This is a genomic window from Pedobacter panaciterrae (genome assembly GCF_013204795.1).
GTDB classification, from domain to species: domain Bacteria; phylum Bacteroidota; class Bacteroidia; order Sphingobacteriales; family Sphingobacteriaceae; genus Pedobacter; species Pedobacter panaciterrae.
The window spans coordinates 113,290-132,565 of record NZ_JABMKW010000012.1 but is presented as its reverse complement, the minus strand read 5'-3'; the positions used below and the strand labels follow the sequence as shown (position 1 = coordinate 132,565).

Here is a 19,276-nt window from a genome sequence, read left to right as displayed (position 1 = left end):
TCAGATAGGCGAAAATGGCTCGCAAAAAAGAAAACAGAACCGATATTAATAAAATGATAATTGTATAATTGTCGTGATCTTGTGAAAAATATTAATCAAAAAAGTTATCTTGGCGTGCCAAATAGCTGAAAAAATAGACCTTGAAAACGCTGGCCTTTAAGTACCATCACCTTATGATTTTCCCCACAATTGAAAACAAGTTTAAAAGGCGTGTTCCATTATCCCGAAGCAATAGAGGTTAAGATAAAAATACTATGGGATTAAAATTTTACACTGCTTTTTTACTGCTACTGCTTATTGCATCGGCGCCCGTTTACAGCCAGTCGTACGGACTTGGGTTTGCCGGACACGAAGTAGTTCAGGACAAAAGAACAGCACTTGATCTTAGCCCCGAGCGTCCGTTATGTTTTGACCGTAGTTTCGAATTATCATTTGACCTGTCATTTATGCCTGGCTATGCAGATCATTTTGGTTATATTTTTAGATTAATTGACCAGGAGAAGCGCAACATAGACCTTATTTACGACATGAGGTTCGACGAGAATAAGCACTTTAAGCTTATAGTAGGAGATAAGATATCTGATATTGCTTTTGATATTGATACCAATAAGCTGTATAAGAACTGGCATACCCTGAAGCTTAAATTTGATGTTGACCACCAGGAGCTTATCATGCTTGCCGATGGTAAATATTATAAGCAAAAGGTTAGCTTTAAGAATAACTGCTATAAAATATTTCTAGGGGCCAACAACTACAAAGACTTCAGCGTAAAAGATGTCCCTCCAATGAACATAAAAGATGTGAGAATCACAGAGAATGATAAGGTTAGTTATTATTGGCCTTTGGATGAAAAGGGTGGAACAAAGGTTACCGAAAAAATAAAAGGAAAGGACGGACTGGTCATAAATCCTATCTGGATAAAGAAGATGCATCACGATTGGGAGTTGGTTAAAACTTTTAGTGTTAAGGGGCTTGCAAGTGTAGCTCTAAATGCTAAAAAGGAAAGCTTATATGTAGTTACCGAAGATTCATTAATTACTTATAATGTTGTTTCAAACGGTTTATCCTACATGGGCTACTCTTCGGGCAAACAACATTTATTTGCCGGTAATCAGTCAATCTATGATGCAGGTGCCGATAAACTGTTCAATTTTTATATAGATCAAAAACTTGTTGCCGATTTTAATTTTGCCAACAAAACCTGGGATAAAAATTATATCACTCCTGATGTTATAACCAATTACTGGCACCCTAATAAGTTCTATTCGGCAGTTGATTCGTCATTGTATATGGTAGGAGGCTATGGCCAATATACTTACAGACGAAGTATTGAACGTTATCATTTTCCTGATAAGAAATGGACGACTATTAAAGCTTCGGGCGATTTTACGCCAAGATACCTTTCTGCGCTGGGTGCAGTAAAAGACGGAGCTTATATACTAGGCGGGTATGGAAGCGCAACCGGCCAACAAATATTAAATCCTAAAAATATTTATGACCTTAATTTTTATGATGTTAAGCATAAAACATTTAAAAAGATATTTGAATTGGCACCCCCTGCCGAAGAATTTGCTTTTGCAAACTCAATGGTGATCAATGAAAAAGAAGACACCTACTTTGCCTTAACCTTCCCAAATAATAGCTTTAATTCTTCTCTTCAACTTATCGAAGGATCATTACATTCGCCTACATATAAGCTGGTAGGCAATTCAATTCCTTATCCTTTTCATGATATTTATTCCTTTGCAGACTTATTTTACTGCCCTGCAAGTAAAAAGTTTGTAGCCGTGGTATTGTTCCATGAAGAGAAGAATAATACGACCTCTGTTAAAGTATATACTTTGTCGGGCCCTCCCGAAGCTGCCTATGCCGCTTCAACAAAAGGCCTGTCCTGGAAGCCAGCAAAGTATTTGCTATTTCTTTTGCCAGTGCTAATCATTACCGGGCTTGTAATATACCGTTGGAAAAGAAAGCGGTTTGTTAAGGTTAAGTTGCAACCGCTTGTTGATGAACCCTCAGCTGTAGAAACAGTGGTGGAGCAACATGAAAATACCATTTTCCTATTTGGCGACCTTCAGCTTTTTGATAAGGAAGGGGAAGACATTACCAAGTACTTTTCTCCCTTATTAAGAGAGTTATTTCTGGTAGTTCTGGTTTATACCATTAAGTGGGGCAGGGGCATTAGTTCTGAGAAGCTAACAGAAATTCTCTGGTTTGATAAAACAGCAGATAGTGCAAGGAACAACAGATCAGTGAATATTGCGAAGTTAAAGGTCATTCTTGAAAAAATGGATGGTTGTCAGATCTCTAAACAAACCGGATACTGGAAGATAGACTTTGACGATACTAAGGTAAAAATAGATTATAGTGAGTACCTGAACATTGTAAGCAGTAAAGGAGAAATGGACAAGCGAAGAGTGAATGAGCTTACTAAGATCATACACAGGGGAAGCTTCTTGTCGAACGTAGAATACGACTGGCTGGATACCTTTAAATCTGATCTGTCAAACGAGATCATAGACGCCTATTTGCACTATGCAGCTACAATTAAAATTGCCGATGATCCGGAGTTTCTGATCAATCTGGCCAATTATGTATTCTATTTTGATCCGGTAAATGAAGAAGCGATGATCATAAAGTGTAAAGCCCTGGTCCATTTAGGAAAACACTCATTAGCCAAAACTAAATTCGAAACCTTTAACAAAGAGTATAAGGCTATATATGGCGAAGAGTTTAAACACAGCTTTCAGGAAATACTTGAATAAACCTTAATAACCTTCGGTTTTGTTTCTCAATGTTGACGACCTAACAATCAGTTTTGGTTTTATACTTACAATCTTAGGGTTGTTGTCTTTTTCTGAAGATTCTATTTCCTGAAAATATAGGTTTGCAATTGTTTTACCCATGCTTACACTGTACTGGTCTATAGTAGTAATAGAAGGGCTGGTTATTTCGGTAAAGGCCTCATTTGAATAACCGCATATACCTAATTCCTCAGGAACTTTTAATCCCATCTTGGTGGCTACTTCCAAAACACCCAGAGCAGAGAAATCGGAAGTAGAAGCAAATATTGCATCGGGTGGTTCAGCAAGATTTAGTAATTCTTTAGTTGATTCAGCTCCCAGTTCTTTTGTCCAGGCATTTTCTTTAATTAGTTCTGGTAACACCGGAACCTTATATTTTTTTAACGCAGCAAGATAACCTGCTTTCCTTTGTCTGAAAATATTCAGATTTTGCGGGCCTTCAAGCAATGCAATTCTTTTATAACCCTGCTCAATTAAATGACTTACTGCGTCTATAGAAGCTTGTTCGTTGTCGTTCAGCACTTTAAATGTGTCCAGATGTTCTGCTACCCTGTCAAATTGGATTAGTGGAATACCATGTTCCTTAATGGTTTGAAGGTGTTTATCGTCTTCAAAATCAGCACTAAGGGAAATTACGATACAACTCACATGCTGGTTAATTAAGGTGTTTACACATTTAACCTCTCTTGCAGAAGATTCGTTTGATTGGCAAATTACCAGGTTATAACCTTTTTGATAAGTAACCTCCTCGATACCGGCAATCACATCAGCAAAGTAATTTTGATTAATGCGCGGCACAATAACCCCAATGGTCTGATTATGGCCTTTCCTTAGGTTTGATGCCAGGCTATTTTGTTTGTAATTTAATTCCTTGGCAGTATCTAAAATTAGTTTCCGGGTTGCTTCACTAACATTACTGTTATTACTTAAAGCCCTGGAAACAGAAGAAGCATTTAAATTTAGTTTCTTCGCAATATCATAAATCGTTGTCCTTTTCTGATTTTTCATCAGTATATCTTGTTTTTTATTTGGTTCATTGTTTGTCCATTGCTCTTTTTTCAGATTGTTTAAAGCTGCCCGTCTTCTCGACAATAGGAGAGATGTCTTGAACTGGCATAACCAAGAAATCTCTCCTATTGTCGAGATGACCAGGTGCAACATCTATGACGACCCTGTGCAATAGTACAATTTATTAATCGAGTAAATATGATAAAATATTTTTATCGCAATCGATTGCTTAAATTAAATATTTTACTAATTTCGTTTAATCAAATACTAATATTTTAATTCAACCCAAATATATAAAGAAAACATGCTGCTATTAGGTATTGATGTAGGAACATCATCTGTCAAAGTTTCGGTAGTTGATGTTGCGTCCGGCGACATTCTTGCAAGTGCACAATATCCGGATAGTGAATCAGAGATTATTTCTCTAAAATCAGGGTGGGCAGAGCAGTCGCCAGATATGTGGTGGGAACATGTTCAGCAAGCCATACTAAACTGTAATAGTAAGGGTAAATACAATCCGTTAGACATTTCGGCCATTGGTATAGCTTATCAGATGCACGGACTTGTTATTGTAGATGAAGCGCAAAACAGCCTGAGAAACAGTATTATATGGTGCGACAGCAGGGCCGTAGAAACCGGGGAAGAGGCATTTAACGCTTTAGGAAAAGAACAGGTTTTGAGCCGTATGCTTAACTCGCCCGGTAACTTTACCGCCTCAAAACTGGCCTGGGTTAAAAAGAACGAACCCGAAACCTATAGTAAAGTAGCCAAGATGATGCTGCCCGGAGATTTTATCTCAATGAAGCTTACCGGAGAGGTTACTACCAGTAATTCTGCCTTATCAGAAGGGATACTTTGGGACTTTAAAGCCAACGGAATTTCTACTGATATTATGGAGCAGTTTGGTTTTTCTTCAAGCATAATTCCGGAGATAAAACCAGTGTTTTCTGAACACGGACAAGTAAAGGAATCGATTGCCGAAAAGCTAGGTTTAAGGGCAGGTATTCCAGTAGCTTATAAAGCAGGAGATCAGCCAAACAATGCCCTTTCATTAAATGTAACACAACCAGGCGAAGTAGCTGCAACTGCTGGAACATCAGGAGTTATTTATGGCGTTACTGATCAGTTACTTTACGACAAACAATCACGTGTAAATACATTTGCGCACGTAAATCATACCGCTCAGGATCAGCGTTTAGGCGTTTTGCTTTGCATTAATGGAACAGGAAGTATGAACCGATGGGCTAAAAACCTAATGGGCTCGTCAATAGACTATGTTGCCATGAATAATGCAGCAAGTAAGATCGCTGCAGGAAGCAACGGACTTTATGTTCTTCCTTTTGGCAATGGAGCAGAGCGTATGCTGAATAATAAACTTGTAGGTGCACATTTACAGCAAATAGACCTTAACCTGCATACACAGGCACATATATTCCGCGCAGTACAAGAAGGAATAGCATTCTCATTCCGTTATGGATTAGATATCCTTCGAGAAAACGGAATGCAGCCATCTGTAATCAGAGCAGGAAGGTCAAATCTTTTTATGAGTGATATTTTCTCTCAAACCTTTGTAAACGTAACAGGCGTGCCGGTGGAACTTTATGAGAACGACGGTAGTTACGGTGCTGCTGTAGGTGCCGGTATTGGAGCAAACATTTTTAAAACGGTTAGCGAGGCATTTAGTAATAAAAAGCCTGTTAAGCTGGTAGAACCAACCAATGAGAGACTGGAGGATGAATATCAAACCTGGAAAAAACTTCTTGAACAACAATTAGAATCATTAAATAAATAAAAAATCAACATGAGCGTAAACACTTTGAATAACGAATTTTTTAAAAATATCGGTAAGGTTAACTTCGAGGGACGTGAAAGCGACAATCCTCTGGCATTTAAATGGTATGATCCTGAAAGGATTGTGGCTGGGAAAACACTTAAAGATCACCTTCGTTTCGCCGGTGCTTACTGGCATTCATTCTGTGGTAACGGTGCCGATCCTTTTGGCGAAGCAAGCCATATTTTTCCTTGGAACCAAAAAAGCGATCCTGTAGAACGTGCTAAAGATAAAATGGATGCAGCATTTGAGTTTTTAACCAAGTTAAGTATTCCATATTACTGCTTCCATGACGTAGATATGGTAGATTACGGTAACGACATCAAAGAAAACGAAAGAAGACTGCAAGCTTTGGTAGATTATGCTCGTCAGAAACAAGATGAAACAGGCGTAAAATTATTATGGGGTACTGCGAATCTGTTCTCGCACAGAAGATATATGAACGGTGCAGCAACAAATCCTGATTTTCATGTATTAACACATGGTGCTGCCCAGGTAAAAGCTGCTCTTGATGCAACCATTGCATTAGGTGGAGAGAATTATGTATTCTGGGGCGGTCGTGAAGGATACATGTCGCTATTAAATACCGATATGAAGAGAGAGCAGGAGCATCTTGCACGTTTCCTTCATACTGCAAAAGACTATGCCAGAAAGAATGGATTTAATGGTACATTCTTGATTGAGCCAAAACCATGTGAGCCTACTAAACATCAATACGATTATGATGCAGCAACTGTTTTAGGCTTCCTTCAAAAATATGACCTTCTTGGCGATTTTAAATTAAACCTTGAAGTAAACCATGCAACCCTAGCCGGTCATACCTTCCAGCACGAATTACAAGTAGCTGCAGATGCAGGTCTACTTGGATCTATTGATGCCAACCGTGGAGATTATCAAAATGGCTGGGATACAGATCAGTTCCCAAATAACATTAACGAACTGGTTGAATCTATGCTGATCATTCTTGAAGCAGGCGGCTTTAGTCGTGGTGGAATAAACTTTGATGCCAAAATCCGCAGAAACTCTACTGATCAGGCTGATTTGTTCTATGCACATATTGGGGGTATGGATATGTTTGCCCGTGCACTGATCGTTGCTGACGACATACTTCAAAACTCTGACTATAAAAAAATCAGAACAGACAGATATGCATCTTTTGATAACGGTAAAGGAAAAGAGTTTGAAAACGGTAATTTAAGTCTTGAAGATCTGCGAGATTATGCAATTCAGAATGGCGAGCCACAAACACGAAGTGGCAGACAAGAATTCCTTGAAAACTTAATCAACAGGCACATTTAAATTCAGCGATTAACCGGAATTTATGAAAACACTGGGCGCATTAGACTATGCAGTTTTCCTGATTTATTTTCTGATCGTTGCGCTTTACGGATGGTGGGTTTATAGACAAAAAAAGGCTCATAAGGAGAACTCTAAAGATTTCTTTTTGGCCAAAGATTCACTTACCTGGTGGGCAATAGGGGCTTCCCTTATTGCCTCCAATATTTCTGCTGAGCAGTTTATTGGAATGAGCGGATCAGGGTTTAAGATGGGACTTGCAATTGCTACCTACGAGTGGATGGCAGCCGTTACCTTAATAATTGTGGCGGTATTTTTTATACCGGTATATCTAAAAAACAAGATATACACCATGCCACAGTTCTTAAACCAACGTTACAATGGTACTGTAGCAATGATTATGGCTATTTTCTGGCTGTTATTATACGTAGTGGTAAACTTAACCTCCATACTTTATTTAGGAGCTCTGGCAATCCACAGCATATCAGGAATTAACCTTACTGCGTGTATGTACCTGCTGGCTATTTTCTCCATCATCATTACACTCGGTGGAATGAAGGTAATTGGATATACCGATGTAATTCAGGTGTTTTTCCTTATCCTGGGTGGTTTGGCAACTACATATCTTGCATTAGAGCTGGTAGCCACGCATTTCGGTTCAAGTGGAGTAATGAAGGGTTTTAGTCTGTTAAAAGTCCACGCAGAAGAGCATTTTCATATGATCTTTAAGAAAGATAATGAGAATTATCTCGATCTGCCTGGCTTAACTGTACTAATTGGTGGTATGTGGATTGTAAACCTTAATTATTGGGGTTGCAATCAGTACATCACTCAGAGAGCGCTTGGAGCCGATCTTAAAACAGCAAGAAATGGACTTCTTTTTGCATCTTTCTTAAAATTATTGATGCCTGTTATCGTGGTACTTCCTGGAATAGCTGCGTTTGTTCTTTACAAAGAAGGGTATGGTGACTTTAAAACAGATATGTTGCAAGGCGGAGAGGTATCTCCAGACAGTGCTTATCCTGTGCTTTTAAATCTTCTTCCTGCCGGGTTAAAGGGATTGTCGTTTGCCGCATTAACCGCTGCGGTAGTTGCTTCCCTTGCTGGTAAAGCAAATAGTATTGCAACCATTTTTACACTTGATATTTACAAGAAAGTAATCAATAAAACAGCGAATGAAGACAAGCAGGTCGTAATTGGACGGATTACTGTTATCCTTGCAATGCTAGTAGCCATCATCATTTCTCCTTTACTTGGTATCGATAAAAAAGGTGGCTTTCAGTTTATTCAGGAATATACCGGCTTTTTCTCGCCAGGTATATTTGCCATGTTTATCTTAGGTTTCTTCTGGAAAAAGACAACCTCAAATGCAGCGTTATTTGCAACAGTTGGCGGTTTTGCGCTTTCGGTGATATTCAAATTCCTTCCAAATGTGATGAACCTGGAATTCCTTAGTTCAACAGGCTTTTCAAAGCTGGTGCAACAGAGAGATGGAAGTATGCTTTATGAAATACCATTTCTAGACCGGATGGGTTTTGTATTTATCATTTGTCTTGTGGTGATGTATGCAATTAGCATCATAGAAACCAGAAGAGGGGTACTAACAAACGGACTTGAAATAGAAAAAGAAATGTTTAGAACTAATAGGGCTTTCACAGTTGGTGCAATCATTGTTTGCGGGCTAATTGTGGCACTATATACAATTTACTGGTAGTTAGGTTTTATCCAGTTTAGGTTAGGACGGTGGGCTGGTTACCTATCGTCCTCTTTCTTTATAGTACCTTATAGTACCTTCAATACACTGGATTTCTTTTATTTTATGTTGCTCAAGAGCAGGTTGGATAAAAAACTTAAAGTCCTTACTTGCCGGATTTACTAATGTGGAGCATATTCCGGTTGTGGTTGACATAAATTTGCCTAACCACGTTAATTATTTTCGAAATAAAAAATAATTAACCGGAGAAATGAAAATAATTAAATCTGGTCGTTCAATTTCAGTAAGAAATCTTTTAATTTCTCAAGCGAGTCAATGATCTTTTGATTTTCTTTAACCTCAGATGTATTGTTTTTCAGATGATCTTTTGCTCCCTTTAAAGTGAAACCTTTATCTTCTACCAGATGAAAAATGATCTTTAAATTTTCAATATCTTCTGGGGTAAAAAGGCGGTTTCCTTTTTTATTTTTTTTAGGTTGCAATACGTCAAATTCCTTTTCGTAAAATCGGATTTGGGATGCGTTTACACCAAACATTTCGGTTACCTCACCCATCGTATAGTACATTTTATTGATTTCCCGTTCTTTGTAAGGCATACTTTAGTGTTGATTATTAGTGTTTTACAGCTTTTATTTAAAGTATTCAAATGTAGGGGGATTTTAGTAGAATCCAACAATAAAATTTCAATTTTCCTCGATAGAGGTTTTTTTTTTATCTAAGTTTGTTCCACTAATCAAGAGAAGGATGACAGCTAAGGAAATCAGACAGGCATACTTAAAATTTTTCGAATCAAAACAACATCATATTGTTTCATCGGCACCTATTGTAGTTAAAAACGACCCCACATTAATGTTTACTAATGCGGGAATGAATCAGTTTAAAGATTTGTTTTTAGGAGAAGCCCCAATAAAATATCCAAGAGTAACTGATACCCAACGTTGTTTGCGCGTATCAGGAAAACATAATGATTTGGAGGAAGTAGGGATAGATACCTACCACCATACCATGTTCGAAATGCTTGGAAACTGGAGCTTTGGCGATTATTTTAAGAAAGAAGCCATTGCCTGGAGCTGGGAACTATTGACCGAGGTTTATAAAATTCCAAAAGATAAATTATATGTTTCCATTTTTGAAGGAGACGAAAAAGAAGGTTTGCCAAGGGATACCGAGGCTTACGAGCTTTGGAAGCAATATGTTCCTGAAGACCGCATTATTTTAGGTAATAAAAAAGATAATTTTTGGGAAATGGGCGATACGGGACCATGTGGTCCATGCTCTGAAATCCATGTTGATTGCAGATCGGATGAGGAGCGTAAAGCCGTTGAAGGTAAATCGCTTGTAAATGCCGACCATCCTCAGGTTATTGAGATATGGAACAATGTATTTATGCAGTTTAACCGTTTAAAAGATGGTTCATTGCAACCGCTTCCTGCCCAGCATGTAGATACTGGAATGGGTTTTGAGCGTTTAGTTCGCGTATTGCAGGAGAAATCTTCAAACTATGATACCGATGTTTTTCAACCCTTAATTCAATTCATCGCTAAACATGCGGGGATTGATTATGGTGTAGATGAAAAAACGGATATCGCTATGCGCGTGATGGCTGATCATATCCGTGCCATTTCGTTTGTAATTGCCGATGGACAGTTGCCTTCTAATAATAAAGCAGGCTATGTGATCCGTCGTATTTTGCGTCGCGCGGTTAGGTATGCTTATACTTTCCTTAACCTTAAAGACCCGTTTTTAAATCAACTGGTGCCTGTATTGGCCGAGCAATTTAAAGGGGTATTTGATGAGCTTTCAATGCAGCAGGATTTTGTGCAAAAGGTAGTTTTAGAAGAGGAAATTTCTTTCTTAAGAACTTTAGCTACAGGTATCCAACGCTTTGATAATTACACTAAAAAGCAAGGCGAAGTATTAATGGCAGAGAATGCTATTGAGCTTGAAAAAAGATTTGATGATCCATGGGTTCACAGCATATTGAAAGACCAGATGGTGATTTCAGGTGAGTTTGCTTTTGAGCTGAATGATACCTATGGATTTCCGATAGATTTAACTGAATTGATGGCCAGAGAACAACGCTGGACGGTTGATATGGAAGAATATAACAAGGCGCTTTTAAAACAAAAAGAGCGTTCTCGTGCAGCTACTGCGGTTGATACCGGAGACTGGGTTGTGGTAAATCCTGATCTTGAGGTTGAATTTGTGGGATATGACGATTCTGAGGCTGAAACGGAGATTGTAAAGTACCGCAAGGTTAGCGCAAAGGGCAAAGACCAGTATCAGATTGTGTTGAGTAAAACCCCTTTTTATGCTGAAAGTGGTGGTCAGGTTGGTGATACAGGTCGTTTAGAAGATCATAGTCGTCTTTTCTTTGTTGAAATAACTGATACCAAGAAAGAAAACGGCGTAATTGTACATTATGCCGATACCTTACCTGAAGATGTTGATGGTCAGTTTTGGGCTGTTATTGATGAAGATAAACGTTTACTATCTCAGGATAACCATAGCGCCACACACTTGTTGCATGCTGCATTGAAAAAAGTATTAGGGTCGCACGTAAATCAAAAAGGTTCATTGGTAAACCCTGATTACCTGCGGTTCGACTTTTCGCATTTTGCAAAAGTTACTGATGAGGAATTGGCGCAGATTGAACATCTGGTTAATCAGAAAGTAAGAGAAAACATTCCTTTAAAGGAGCAAAGATATGTTCCATATGATCAGGCCATTTCGAGCGGCGTAACTGCTTTATTTGGTGAAAAGTATGGAGATTTAGTACGCATCATCACCTTTGATGATCATTATTCTAAAGAGCTTTGCGGTGGTACTCACGTACAGGCAACAGGTCAGATCGGTTATTTTAAAATCACATCTGAAAGTGCTGTTGCTGCTGGTGTAAGAAGAATAGAAGCAATTACAGCTGACAAGGCTGAAGCTTTTATTTTGGAACAAAACAAGGAGCTAAATGAGCTAAGATCGTTATTAAAGGGAAATAAGGACCTTAAAGCCGCTGTTGCTGCACTTATCGAAGAAAATGCAAAGCTTAAAAAGGACGCTGATAAGGCTGTTGGTGAACAAGCTGCAAATCTTAAGCATGAAATTGTACATCACCTTAAAACTATTAATGGCATTAATCTGATTGCAACCCACGTTGATCTCCCAAATGCAGAAGCTGTTAAAAACTTAGCGTTTTCAGTTAAGGATCTGGTTGATGATCTGTTCCTTGTGTTTACTACCTTAATTGATGATAAACCTGGAATTACAGTAATGTTATCAGAGAATCTAGTTAAAGATAAAGGCCTTAATGCTTCTAATATAGTTAGGGAACTAGCAAAAGATATACAAGGCGGGGGTGGCGGACAGCCTTTCTACGCTACAGCTGGCGGAAAAAATAAAGATGGTTTAGCTGCTGTTTTAACTAAAGCTGAATCATTGATCAGTTAGTTATACTATTTTAAAGCTATAGCCTTAATACAGTCGTCATCTCGACAATAGGAGGAGAGATCTCTCCTCCTATTGTCGAGATGACGAGGTGGCTATTTTAGAACGATAACTTAGTTTACTCGCTTTACTAAAAATTGACTTTCTGCGAAAAGGCCTAGGAAATTTTGCCCATTTAGCGAAGCGGGCAAAAGATTCCAGTCTTAGAGTAGAATGGCTATTTTACCGTTAATTTCTTAATCGGTTCCAATACCACTTTTCTAAACTCCACTTCAGAGCCCTCTGCCTGCAATGCAATATTGCCGCTACTTACCGTGCAATTGGTTCCATGGTTTACAAAAACGTCGTTAACCCATACTTTCACCTGATCACCCAAACATTCGATAACCATTTTATTCCATTCGCCTACAGGTTTCTCAACATCCTGAACCAATCTTTTTATTCTTCTAAGCTTATCGCCATTAACGCCCCAGTTTTCTTTGGGACCACGTCTTGTTTCCATATCAGGAACAGTAATGTCTTCCTGGATACACCAAAAATCACCGGCCATAGTATGCTGCATTTGTACTTCTATTGATTTTGGGAACATATCGTAAAGTGCCCTCGGTGTAGAAGCATGTACAAGTACACCACAATTGCCTGGTTTGGCGGCAAAACGATATTGTACTTCCAAACGGTAATTTTTATAAGTAGCATCGGTAATCAGGTGACCTCCTGGAGTTCCCAAACTTACCAATAAGCCGTTACGAATGATAAAAGGCATCCGGGCGTTTGAATCTTTATCCATTTCAGGAACATCTGCATGCCATCCGGTTAGGTCTTTGCCATTAAACAAGCTCTTTGATTGAGCAAATGAGGCAGCTGAGCTTAAAATTAAAGCCAGTGCCAGAAGTGATTTGGTTAGGTTTCTTTTCATCTTTATTGTAATACTAATATAGAAATACTTTTAGCAACTCGCTTTTTTTTCTATTTTGTGTTTTCCAAATAAAATAAGAAAGTATGACCATCCTAATCGTCCTATTGTGTATCCTATTTCTGATTGTTTTAGTTTCAGCATTTAAGGTCAATGCATTTGTTGCATTTCTAATTGTATCTATACTTGCCGGTATTTTACTGGGCATTCCACTTAATAAAGTTACGGCCTCCGTAGAAAAGGGAATTGGAGATGTTTTAGGCTCTTTGGTAGTAATCATTACTGTGGGGGCTATGTTGGGTAAACTTGTGGCCCAAAGTGGCGCAGCGCAAAGAATTGCATCCTCTATGATGAATTTTTGCGGAGAGAAATATATACAATGGGGAGTAGTTACTACGGGGTTCCTAATCGGTATTCCATTGTTTTACGGGATAGGTTTTGTGTTAATGGTTCCGTTGATTTTTTCTATTGTTTACAAGTATAAGTTGCCTGTTATTTACATCGGTTTGCCTATGCTTGCTGCTTTATCTGTTACTCACGGATTTTTACCACCGCATCCTTCGCCTTCTGCACTTGTTATTCAGTTTAAGGCCAATATGGGTTTAACGTTGTTGTACGGATTAATTGTAGCTGTACCTGCCATTATTATAGGTGGACCATTGTTTTCGAGAACGCTTAAAGCTATTCCATCAAAACCATTGGCATCTTTTGTTCCTGCCGATATGCCTGAAGAAGAATTGCCGGGCACATTTAATAGCTTTTTTACGGCCTTACTGCCTGTTTTACTTTTAATAGGCGCTACAGTATTCACATTTTCAGAAAATCAGAATCCAGCTGTGTCCAATTTCTTTGCTTTTGCGGGAAGTCCGACAATTGCCATGCTTATTGCATTGTTTGTTGCAACATTTTCGCTAGGTATTTTTCAGGGCAAGAAAATGGGGGATATCATGAATATCTATGGCGAAGCGATTAAAGATGTTGCCATGATATTGTTAATTATCGGTGGATCTGGCGCATTAAAGCAAGTTTTGGTAGATAGTGGGGTAAGCGGACAAATAGCAGTCCTTTTAAAGGATATGGATATGCAGCCTTTATTTTTAGGCTGGTTAATTGCCGCAATTATTCGTTTTTGTGTGGGTTCTGCAACAGTAGCAGGCTTGACAACTGCGGGGATTATTTTACCTTTGATGGTATCGTCTAATACAGATCCTAACTTAATGGTTTTGGCAGTTGGTGCAGGCAGTTTAATGTTTTCGCACGTAAACGATTCCGGATTCTGGATGTTTAAAGAGTACTTTAACTTAAGTATGAAGGATACCTTTAAATCGTGGGCCGTAATGGAATCAATAGTAGGTGTTGTTGGATTGGTTGGCGTACTTTTATTAAATCAAATTATTTAAATATAGATATGGGAACTTTTAATGCAGATGAACAGTTTGAAAAATTAGGATTAACATTGCCTCCGGCGCCAACACCTTTGGGTGTTTATAAACCTTTTTTGATTGATGGAAAGTATCTTTATTTATCAGGACATGGGCCTGTTAGAGATGATAAAAGTTTGATAATCGGACGTGTGGGTGTTGAATTTGATAAAGAAGAAGGTAAACTTGCTGCAAGACAAGTAGGGTTAACCATGTTATCAACCATAAAAACAAATTTAGGCAGCTTAAACCGTGTAAAAAGAGTAATCAAAGTTTTAGGGATGGTAAATTGCACGCCAGATTTCGAAAGGCATCCCTTTGTAATTAACGGTTGTAGCGAACTTTTTGCCCAGGTTTGGGGAGAAGAAAATGGCATTGGCACCAGAAGTGCGGTAGGTTTTGGGTCGTTGCCTGACAACATCCCTGTAGAGATTGAAGCTTTATTCGAACTTCATGAATAACCCTAAAAAACTAACAAACCGGTATTGGTTTGAGGTTGATAATGTGAGTGAACTTGATTCACCGGCATTGGTCTTTTACCCTGATCGTATTGCAGATAACATCACTCAGTTAAAAGCCAGCATTGATTCGGTTAGCAGATTGCGACCTCATGTAAAGACTCATAAATCCAGTGAGGTTACCTTGTTGATGATAAATGCCGGAATAGCTAAGTTTAAATGTGCTACAATTGCAGAGGCAGAGATGTTAGCCCTTTGCGGTGCTGAGGATGTTTTGCTGGCCTATCAGCCTGTTGGCCCAAAAGTTAAAAGATACGTATCGCTTATAAAAGCTTTTCCGCTAACACGATTTTCGTGTTTGGTCGATAATGAGCAATCATTAAATGAACTTTCGGAAGCTGCTGTTGAATCGGGTTTGGAAATAAATTTGTTTCTGGATCTGAACTTAGGGATGAACCGAACGGGCATTTTACCCAACGAAAAGGCGCTGGCACTTTACCAGAAAATGAATGTTTCCGGCGGAATAAATGCTATAGGTTTGCATGGTTATGATGGTCATATCCATGATGTTTCATTATCGCAAAGAAGGGAGAAGTGGCAGGTTGGCTGGAATTTACTTAAAAACTTAAAAGATAGCATTGTAGCTAAAGGTTTGCCTGTGCCGGTTATTGTAGGTGGTGGTACGCCTACTTATCCTTTTTACGCGGAACAACCCGAAGTAGAATGTAGTCCGGGTACATTTATTCTGTGGGATAAAGGATACCAAAACTCTTTTGAAGAGCAGGAGTATTTAATTGCAGCGGTTCTTATAAGTCGCGTAATTTCTTTGCCGGATGAAACCAAAATAAGTCTGGATTTAGGACATAAAGCTGTAGCTGCAGAAAATGAACTTACTAAAAGAGTTTCATTTTTGAATGCTCCGGATGCCAAAATAATAAGTCAGAGCGAAGAGCATTTGGTATTGGAAATGACTAAAGGACATGGTTTTAAAATAGGGGATGTTTTGTATGGTTTGCCAATCCATATTTGTCCAACTGTTGCCTTATATGACCATGCAGCGACGGTTATAGATTATAAAATTACCGGCGAATGGGCCATTGTTTCAAGAAATAGAAAGATTAATATATAACCTATGTTTACAATTGATGCGCATTTGGATTTAAGCATGAATGCTTTGGAGTGGAATCGTGATTTGACTTTGCCTGTTTCTTCGATCAATGCGAGGGAGGAGGGATTAACTGATAAGCCGGATAGGGCAAAAGCAGTTGTCTCGTTACCCGAACTTAGAAAAGGTAAAATCGGACTTGTTGTAGCCACCCAGATTGCCCGATATGTAGCACCAGGGAATAAGTTGCCCGGATGGCACTCCCCGGCACAGGCATGGGCGCAAACCCAAGGTCAGCTTGCATGGTATAAAGCAATGGAGGAGGCAGGGGAGATGGTGCAGATTACTGATCTGGCAGGTTTAGAAAAGCACCTTGCTTTATGGGCTGCTGATACCTTGGATGCTCAAAAACCAATTGGCTATATTTTAAGTCTCGAAGGTGCTGATTCTATAGTAACCATTGGGCATTTAGAAAAAGCGTATCAAAATGGTTTAAGAGCTGTTGGCCCAGCTCATTATGGTCCTGGAAGGTATGCTCAGGGTACTGATGCAACTGGATTTATGGGGCCTAAGGGTCATGAGTTGCTTAAGGAAATGGAGCGGTTGAATATTATTTTAGATGCTACACACTTATGTGATGATAGTTTTTGGGAAGCCCTTGATCATTTTAACGGCCATGTTTGGGCTTCACATAACAACTGCCGGGCACTTGTGAACCATAACCGTCAGTTTAGTGATGATCAGATCAAGGCGCTAATAGAACGGGGTGCAGTTATTGGTGGTGCTTTAGATGCCTGGATGATGGTGCCTAACTGGGTGCGTGGTAAGTCTACCCCAAAGGATATGAATTGCAATCTGGATGTGATGATTGATCACATAGATCATATTTGTCAATTAGCAGGAAATACGCATCATGTTGGAATTGGTTCTGATCTTGATGGTGCATTTGGGAAGGAACAGTGTCCTTACGATCTGGAAACTATTGCTGATCTTCAAAAAGTACCTGCATTGTTTAAGGCCAGAGGATATTCGGACCTGGATATTGAAAATCTGATGAGTGGAAACTGGTTAAGGTTTTTGCGAAAAGCTTGGTAATTGAGGTCTATAATACCTTAGTCAATAGGTTAACATTTAAACCACTCTAAAAAGCCTTTTTAATGATAAAGGTCGGTCAGAGTCGTTTCAAAGTCGTTCAATAGTCGTCTGAAAGTCGTTTATTTATTTAAGCGCCCAATACCCTACGGCCAGCCAGATCAGGCCTTTTATCAGGAAAAACAAGAATCCCCAAACGCCGACTTTTTTCAGCCATTTTAGGATTGCAGCTTTTTTTTCTGAAGTGTTAGTAGTCATACTCTATAATTTATGTTTATCTATAATGAGATTTAGACTTAAACAAATCTAAAGATTTGCTTAATAATTATCAGGTTTTTATGATATATTATTGTAAAAATTTAAGTGGCTATTTTAACATCTTTAGGAATAAAGAAGTGTTTTAACGTTCGCGGATTGGTATAAACATCCGAGTCGATTTCAAATACTTCATAGATGTTTTTACTACTCAGTACCTCTGCGGGAGCACCGTCGTACCATTTCCGTCCATTTTTCAACAAAAGTATTCTGTCGCCATACTGAGCGGCCAGGTTAATGTCGTGTAAAATACTGATAACCATAAATCCACGTTTGGTGAGCATCTTGGCAATAGCCAGTGTTTGCTGCTGGTATTGAAGGTCGAGGCTAGCTACCGGTTCATCCATAAGCAGTAAGGCATTTGATACATCCCATATTTGGGCCAGCACCCGGGCCAACTGAACCCTTTGCTGTTCACCTCCGGATAGGGTTAGGTACGAACGTTCTGAAAAATCCTTTACCCCGGTAAGTTCCATCACCTGCTGAATAATTTCTGTATCATTTATAGAAGGGTTACTCTTATAATGAGGATATCTGCCCATCATCACAATTTCTGTAACGGTAAAGGCCATGTTAATCACATTTTGCTGGTTCATTACACCACGTTTTAATGCAAGCAGGGAGGGACTGTATTGCTGAATTTCTTTGTTATGTAGTTTTACAACACCCTTTGATGGTATTTTTTCTCCGCTCAGCATTTTTAGCAGCGTTGATTTACCGGCACCATTAGCACCTAATATCAATAATAGTTCACCCGGTCGGATGCTAAAGGAAACATCTTTGACTAAGGCTCTTCTGCCTGCTTCGAAAGTTAATGAATCTGCTATCAACATTTTATATAACCAGTTTTTTCTTGTCCTTAACTAAAATATACAGAAACAATGGAGTGCCCATTAATGCTGTTATTACACCAATAGGAAGTTCTATTGGGGCAATGATAATGCGGCAAATCATATCTGATATGGTAAGCATTAAAGCGCCAAATAAAGCTGATGCCGGTAAGACATGTTTGTTGTCGACTCCAATAACTAACCGTATGGTGTGCGGAACCAGCAACCCGATAAAGCCAATGATACCCGATACTGCAACGGCTGCACCTACGGCCATAGTTGCAAGTATGACAACATTTCTTTTTACTACATTAACTTTAAGGCCCAGCTGAGCAGCCTGTATTTCGCCAAGAGAGAAAGCATTTAATGCCTTTCCCATACCGGGAAGTAATACCAGAGGGATTAAAACAAAAGGAAGTAGAGAAATTACAGTTTCCCAGGTTGCTCCGGCCAGACTTCCGAGCATCCAGAAAGTGATGTTGCGTAATTGCTGATCATCAGCGGCATAGGTTATGAGTCCTGTTAATGCACCTGCAAGGGCATTAATTGCAATGCCGGCCAAAAGCATAGTGGCAACATTAGATTTGCCGTCGGTTCTGGAGATCTGATATACAATTAAAGCTGCTAAGCCCGCGCCTGCAAAAGCACCAAAGGCCATTATATAGTAGCCCGTGATGTTACTTAGGCCTACCAACAGTGTTGCCTCCAGTACAATAATGATCACTGCCATTAAAGAAGCGCCGGCAGAAATTCCAATTAATCCCGGTTCTGCCAAGGGGTTTCTGAAAATACCCTGTACAGCTGTACCAGAAATGCCTAAGGCGGCACCTACCAGTAGCCCGAGTATTACCCGTGGTATTCGTACAATGTTCAGTACTCCTTCATGTTGTGTGGATACGGGTAATTCGCTAAACAATCCGATTTTTTTGCCTAAAATTACGACAACCTCTTTCAAAGGAATCTGTACGGCACCAAGCCCCATGGAAAGTCCTGCGCTAATCAGCAATGCCACAATAAGCAATATGTATAGACCTGTTTTCTTATTCAC

At 39.2% G+C, this 19,276-nt stretch carries 15 protein-coding genes; 9 read left to right on the top strand and 6 right to left on the bottom strand.

Annotated elements, in window-relative coordinates; genetic code table 11:
• The first annotated feature begins 254 nt into the window (after positions 1-254).
• Entirely contained in the window at positions 255-2,765 is a 2,511-nt protein-coding gene (locus HQN86_RS07670; RefSeq protein WP_172660432.1) for a Kelch repeat-containing protein, read from the top strand.
• 3 nt (positions 2,766-2,768) lie between these two features.
• Here HQN86_RS07670 and HQN86_RS07665 read toward each other — a convergent pair whose 3' ends face one another.
• Positions 2,769-3,812: a LacI family DNA-binding transcriptional regulator gene (locus HQN86_RS07665; RefSeq protein WP_172660431.1), complete on the bottom strand. Its 1,044-nt coding sequence runs from the start codon at positions 3,810-3,812 to the stop codon at positions 2,769-2,771.
• A gap of 304 nt (positions 3,813-4,116) precedes the next feature.
• Here HQN86_RS07665 and HQN86_RS07660 point away from each other — a divergent pair, with 304 nt between their 5' ends.
• The 3 genes from HQN86_RS07660 to HQN86_RS07650 are packed head-to-tail and all read left to right on the top strand — an operon-like array spanning position 4,117 to position 8,653.
• The gene (locus HQN86_RS07660) at positions 4,117-5,604 is read left to right on the top strand and encodes a xylulokinase (RefSeq protein WP_172660430.1); all 1,488 of its coding nucleotides are present in this window, start codon (positions 4,117-4,119) and stop codon (positions 5,602-5,604) included.
• 9 nt (positions 5,605-5,613) lie between these two features.
• Positions 5,614-6,942 carry a xylose isomerase gene (gene xylA / locus HQN86_RS07655; protein ID WP_172660429.1) on the top strand — a complete coding sequence of 443 codons (1,329 nt, stop codon included), beginning with the start codon at positions 5,614-5,616 and terminating at the stop codon, positions 6,940-6,942.
• A 22-nt stretch (positions 6,943-6,964) separates the two neighbouring features.
• The gene (locus tag HQN86_RS07650; RefSeq protein WP_172660428.1) at positions 6,965-8,653 is read left to right on the top strand and encodes a sodium/sugar symporter; all 1,689 of its coding nucleotides are present in this window, start codon (positions 6,965-6,967) and stop codon (positions 8,651-8,653) included.
• A 260-nt stretch (positions 8,654-8,913) separates the two neighbouring features.
• Here HQN86_RS07650 and HQN86_RS07645 read toward each other — a convergent pair whose 3' ends face one another.
• Positions 8,914-9,249, bottom strand: a complete 336-nt coding sequence (locus tag HQN86_RS07645) for a MerR family transcriptional regulator (protein WP_048906117.1) — start codon at positions 9,247-9,249, stop codon at positions 8,914-8,916.
• Between the two features lie 148 nt (positions 9,250-9,397).
• Here HQN86_RS07645 and alaS point away from each other — a divergent pair, with 148 nt between their 5' ends.
• Positions 9,398-12,097 carry an alanine--tRNA ligase gene (alaS, locus tag HQN86_RS07640; RefSeq protein WP_172660427.1) on the top strand — a complete coding sequence of 900 codons (2,700 nt, stop codon included), beginning with the start codon at positions 9,398-9,400 and terminating at the stop codon, positions 12,095-12,097.
• A 214-nt stretch (positions 12,098-12,311) separates the two neighbouring features.
• Here alaS and HQN86_RS07635 read toward each other — a convergent pair whose 3' ends face one another.
• On the bottom strand, positions 12,312-13,010 hold the full coding sequence (locus tag HQN86_RS07635) for a 3-keto-disaccharide hydrolase (protein ID WP_172660426.1): 699 nt from the start codon (positions 13,008-13,010) through the stop codon (positions 12,312-12,314).
• An 83-nt stretch (positions 13,011-13,093) separates the two neighbouring features.
• Here HQN86_RS07635 and HQN86_RS07630 point away from each other — a divergent pair, with 83 nt between their 5' ends.
• The 4 genes from HQN86_RS07630 to HQN86_RS07615 are packed head-to-tail and all read left to right on the top strand — an operon-like array spanning position 13,094 to position 17,086.
• The gene (locus tag HQN86_RS07630; protein WP_172660425.1) at positions 13,094-14,407 is read left to right on the top strand and encodes a gluconate:H+ symporter; all 1,314 of its coding nucleotides are present in this window, start codon (positions 13,094-13,096) and stop codon (positions 14,405-14,407) included.
• A gap of 8 nt (positions 14,408-14,415) precedes the next feature.
• A complete protein-coding gene (locus HQN86_RS07625) occupies positions 14,416-14,889 on the top strand; it encodes a RidA family protein (protein ID WP_048906113.1) in 474 nt (157 codons plus the stop codon).
• On the top strand, positions 14,882-16,015 hold the full coding sequence (locus HQN86_RS07620) for a D-TA family PLP-dependent enzyme (protein ID WP_172660424.1): 1,134 nt from the start codon (positions 14,882-14,884) through the stop codon (positions 16,013-16,015). The genes HQN86_RS07625 and HQN86_RS07620 overlap by 8 nt, the downstream gene beginning before the upstream one ends.
• A gap of 3 nt (positions 16,016-16,018) precedes the next feature.
• Positions 16,019-17,086 (top strand): dipeptidase, encoded by a 1,068-nt coding sequence (locus HQN86_RS07615; protein ID WP_172660423.1) that lies wholly within the window; start codon positions 16,019-16,021, stop codon positions 17,084-17,086.
• 123 nt (positions 17,087-17,209) lie between these two features.
• On the opposite strand, the gene HQN86_RS07610 is transcribed toward HQN86_RS07615, so the two are convergent.
• The 3 genes from HQN86_RS07610 to HQN86_RS07600 all read right to left on the bottom strand — a co-directional run bounded on the left by HQN86_RS07610 (position 17,210) and on the right by HQN86_RS07600 (position 19,276).
• Positions 17,210-17,341, bottom strand: coding sequence for an alanyl-tRNA synthetase (locus HQN86_RS07610; protein WP_172660422.1), 132 nt, complete (start codon positions 17,339-17,341; stop codon positions 17,210-17,212).
• A gap of 101 nt (positions 17,342-17,442) precedes the next feature.
• The gene (locus tag HQN86_RS07605; protein WP_449580839.1) at positions 17,443-18,228 is read right to left on the bottom strand and encodes a heme ABC transporter ATP-binding protein; all 786 of its coding nucleotides are present in this window, start codon (positions 18,226-18,228) and stop codon (positions 17,443-17,445) included.
• A 4-nt stretch (positions 18,229-18,232) separates the two neighbouring features.
• Positions 18,233-19,276: a FecCD family ABC transporter permease gene (locus HQN86_RS07600; protein WP_172660420.1), complete on the bottom strand. Its 1,044-nt coding sequence runs from the start codon at positions 19,274-19,276 to the stop codon at positions 18,233-18,235.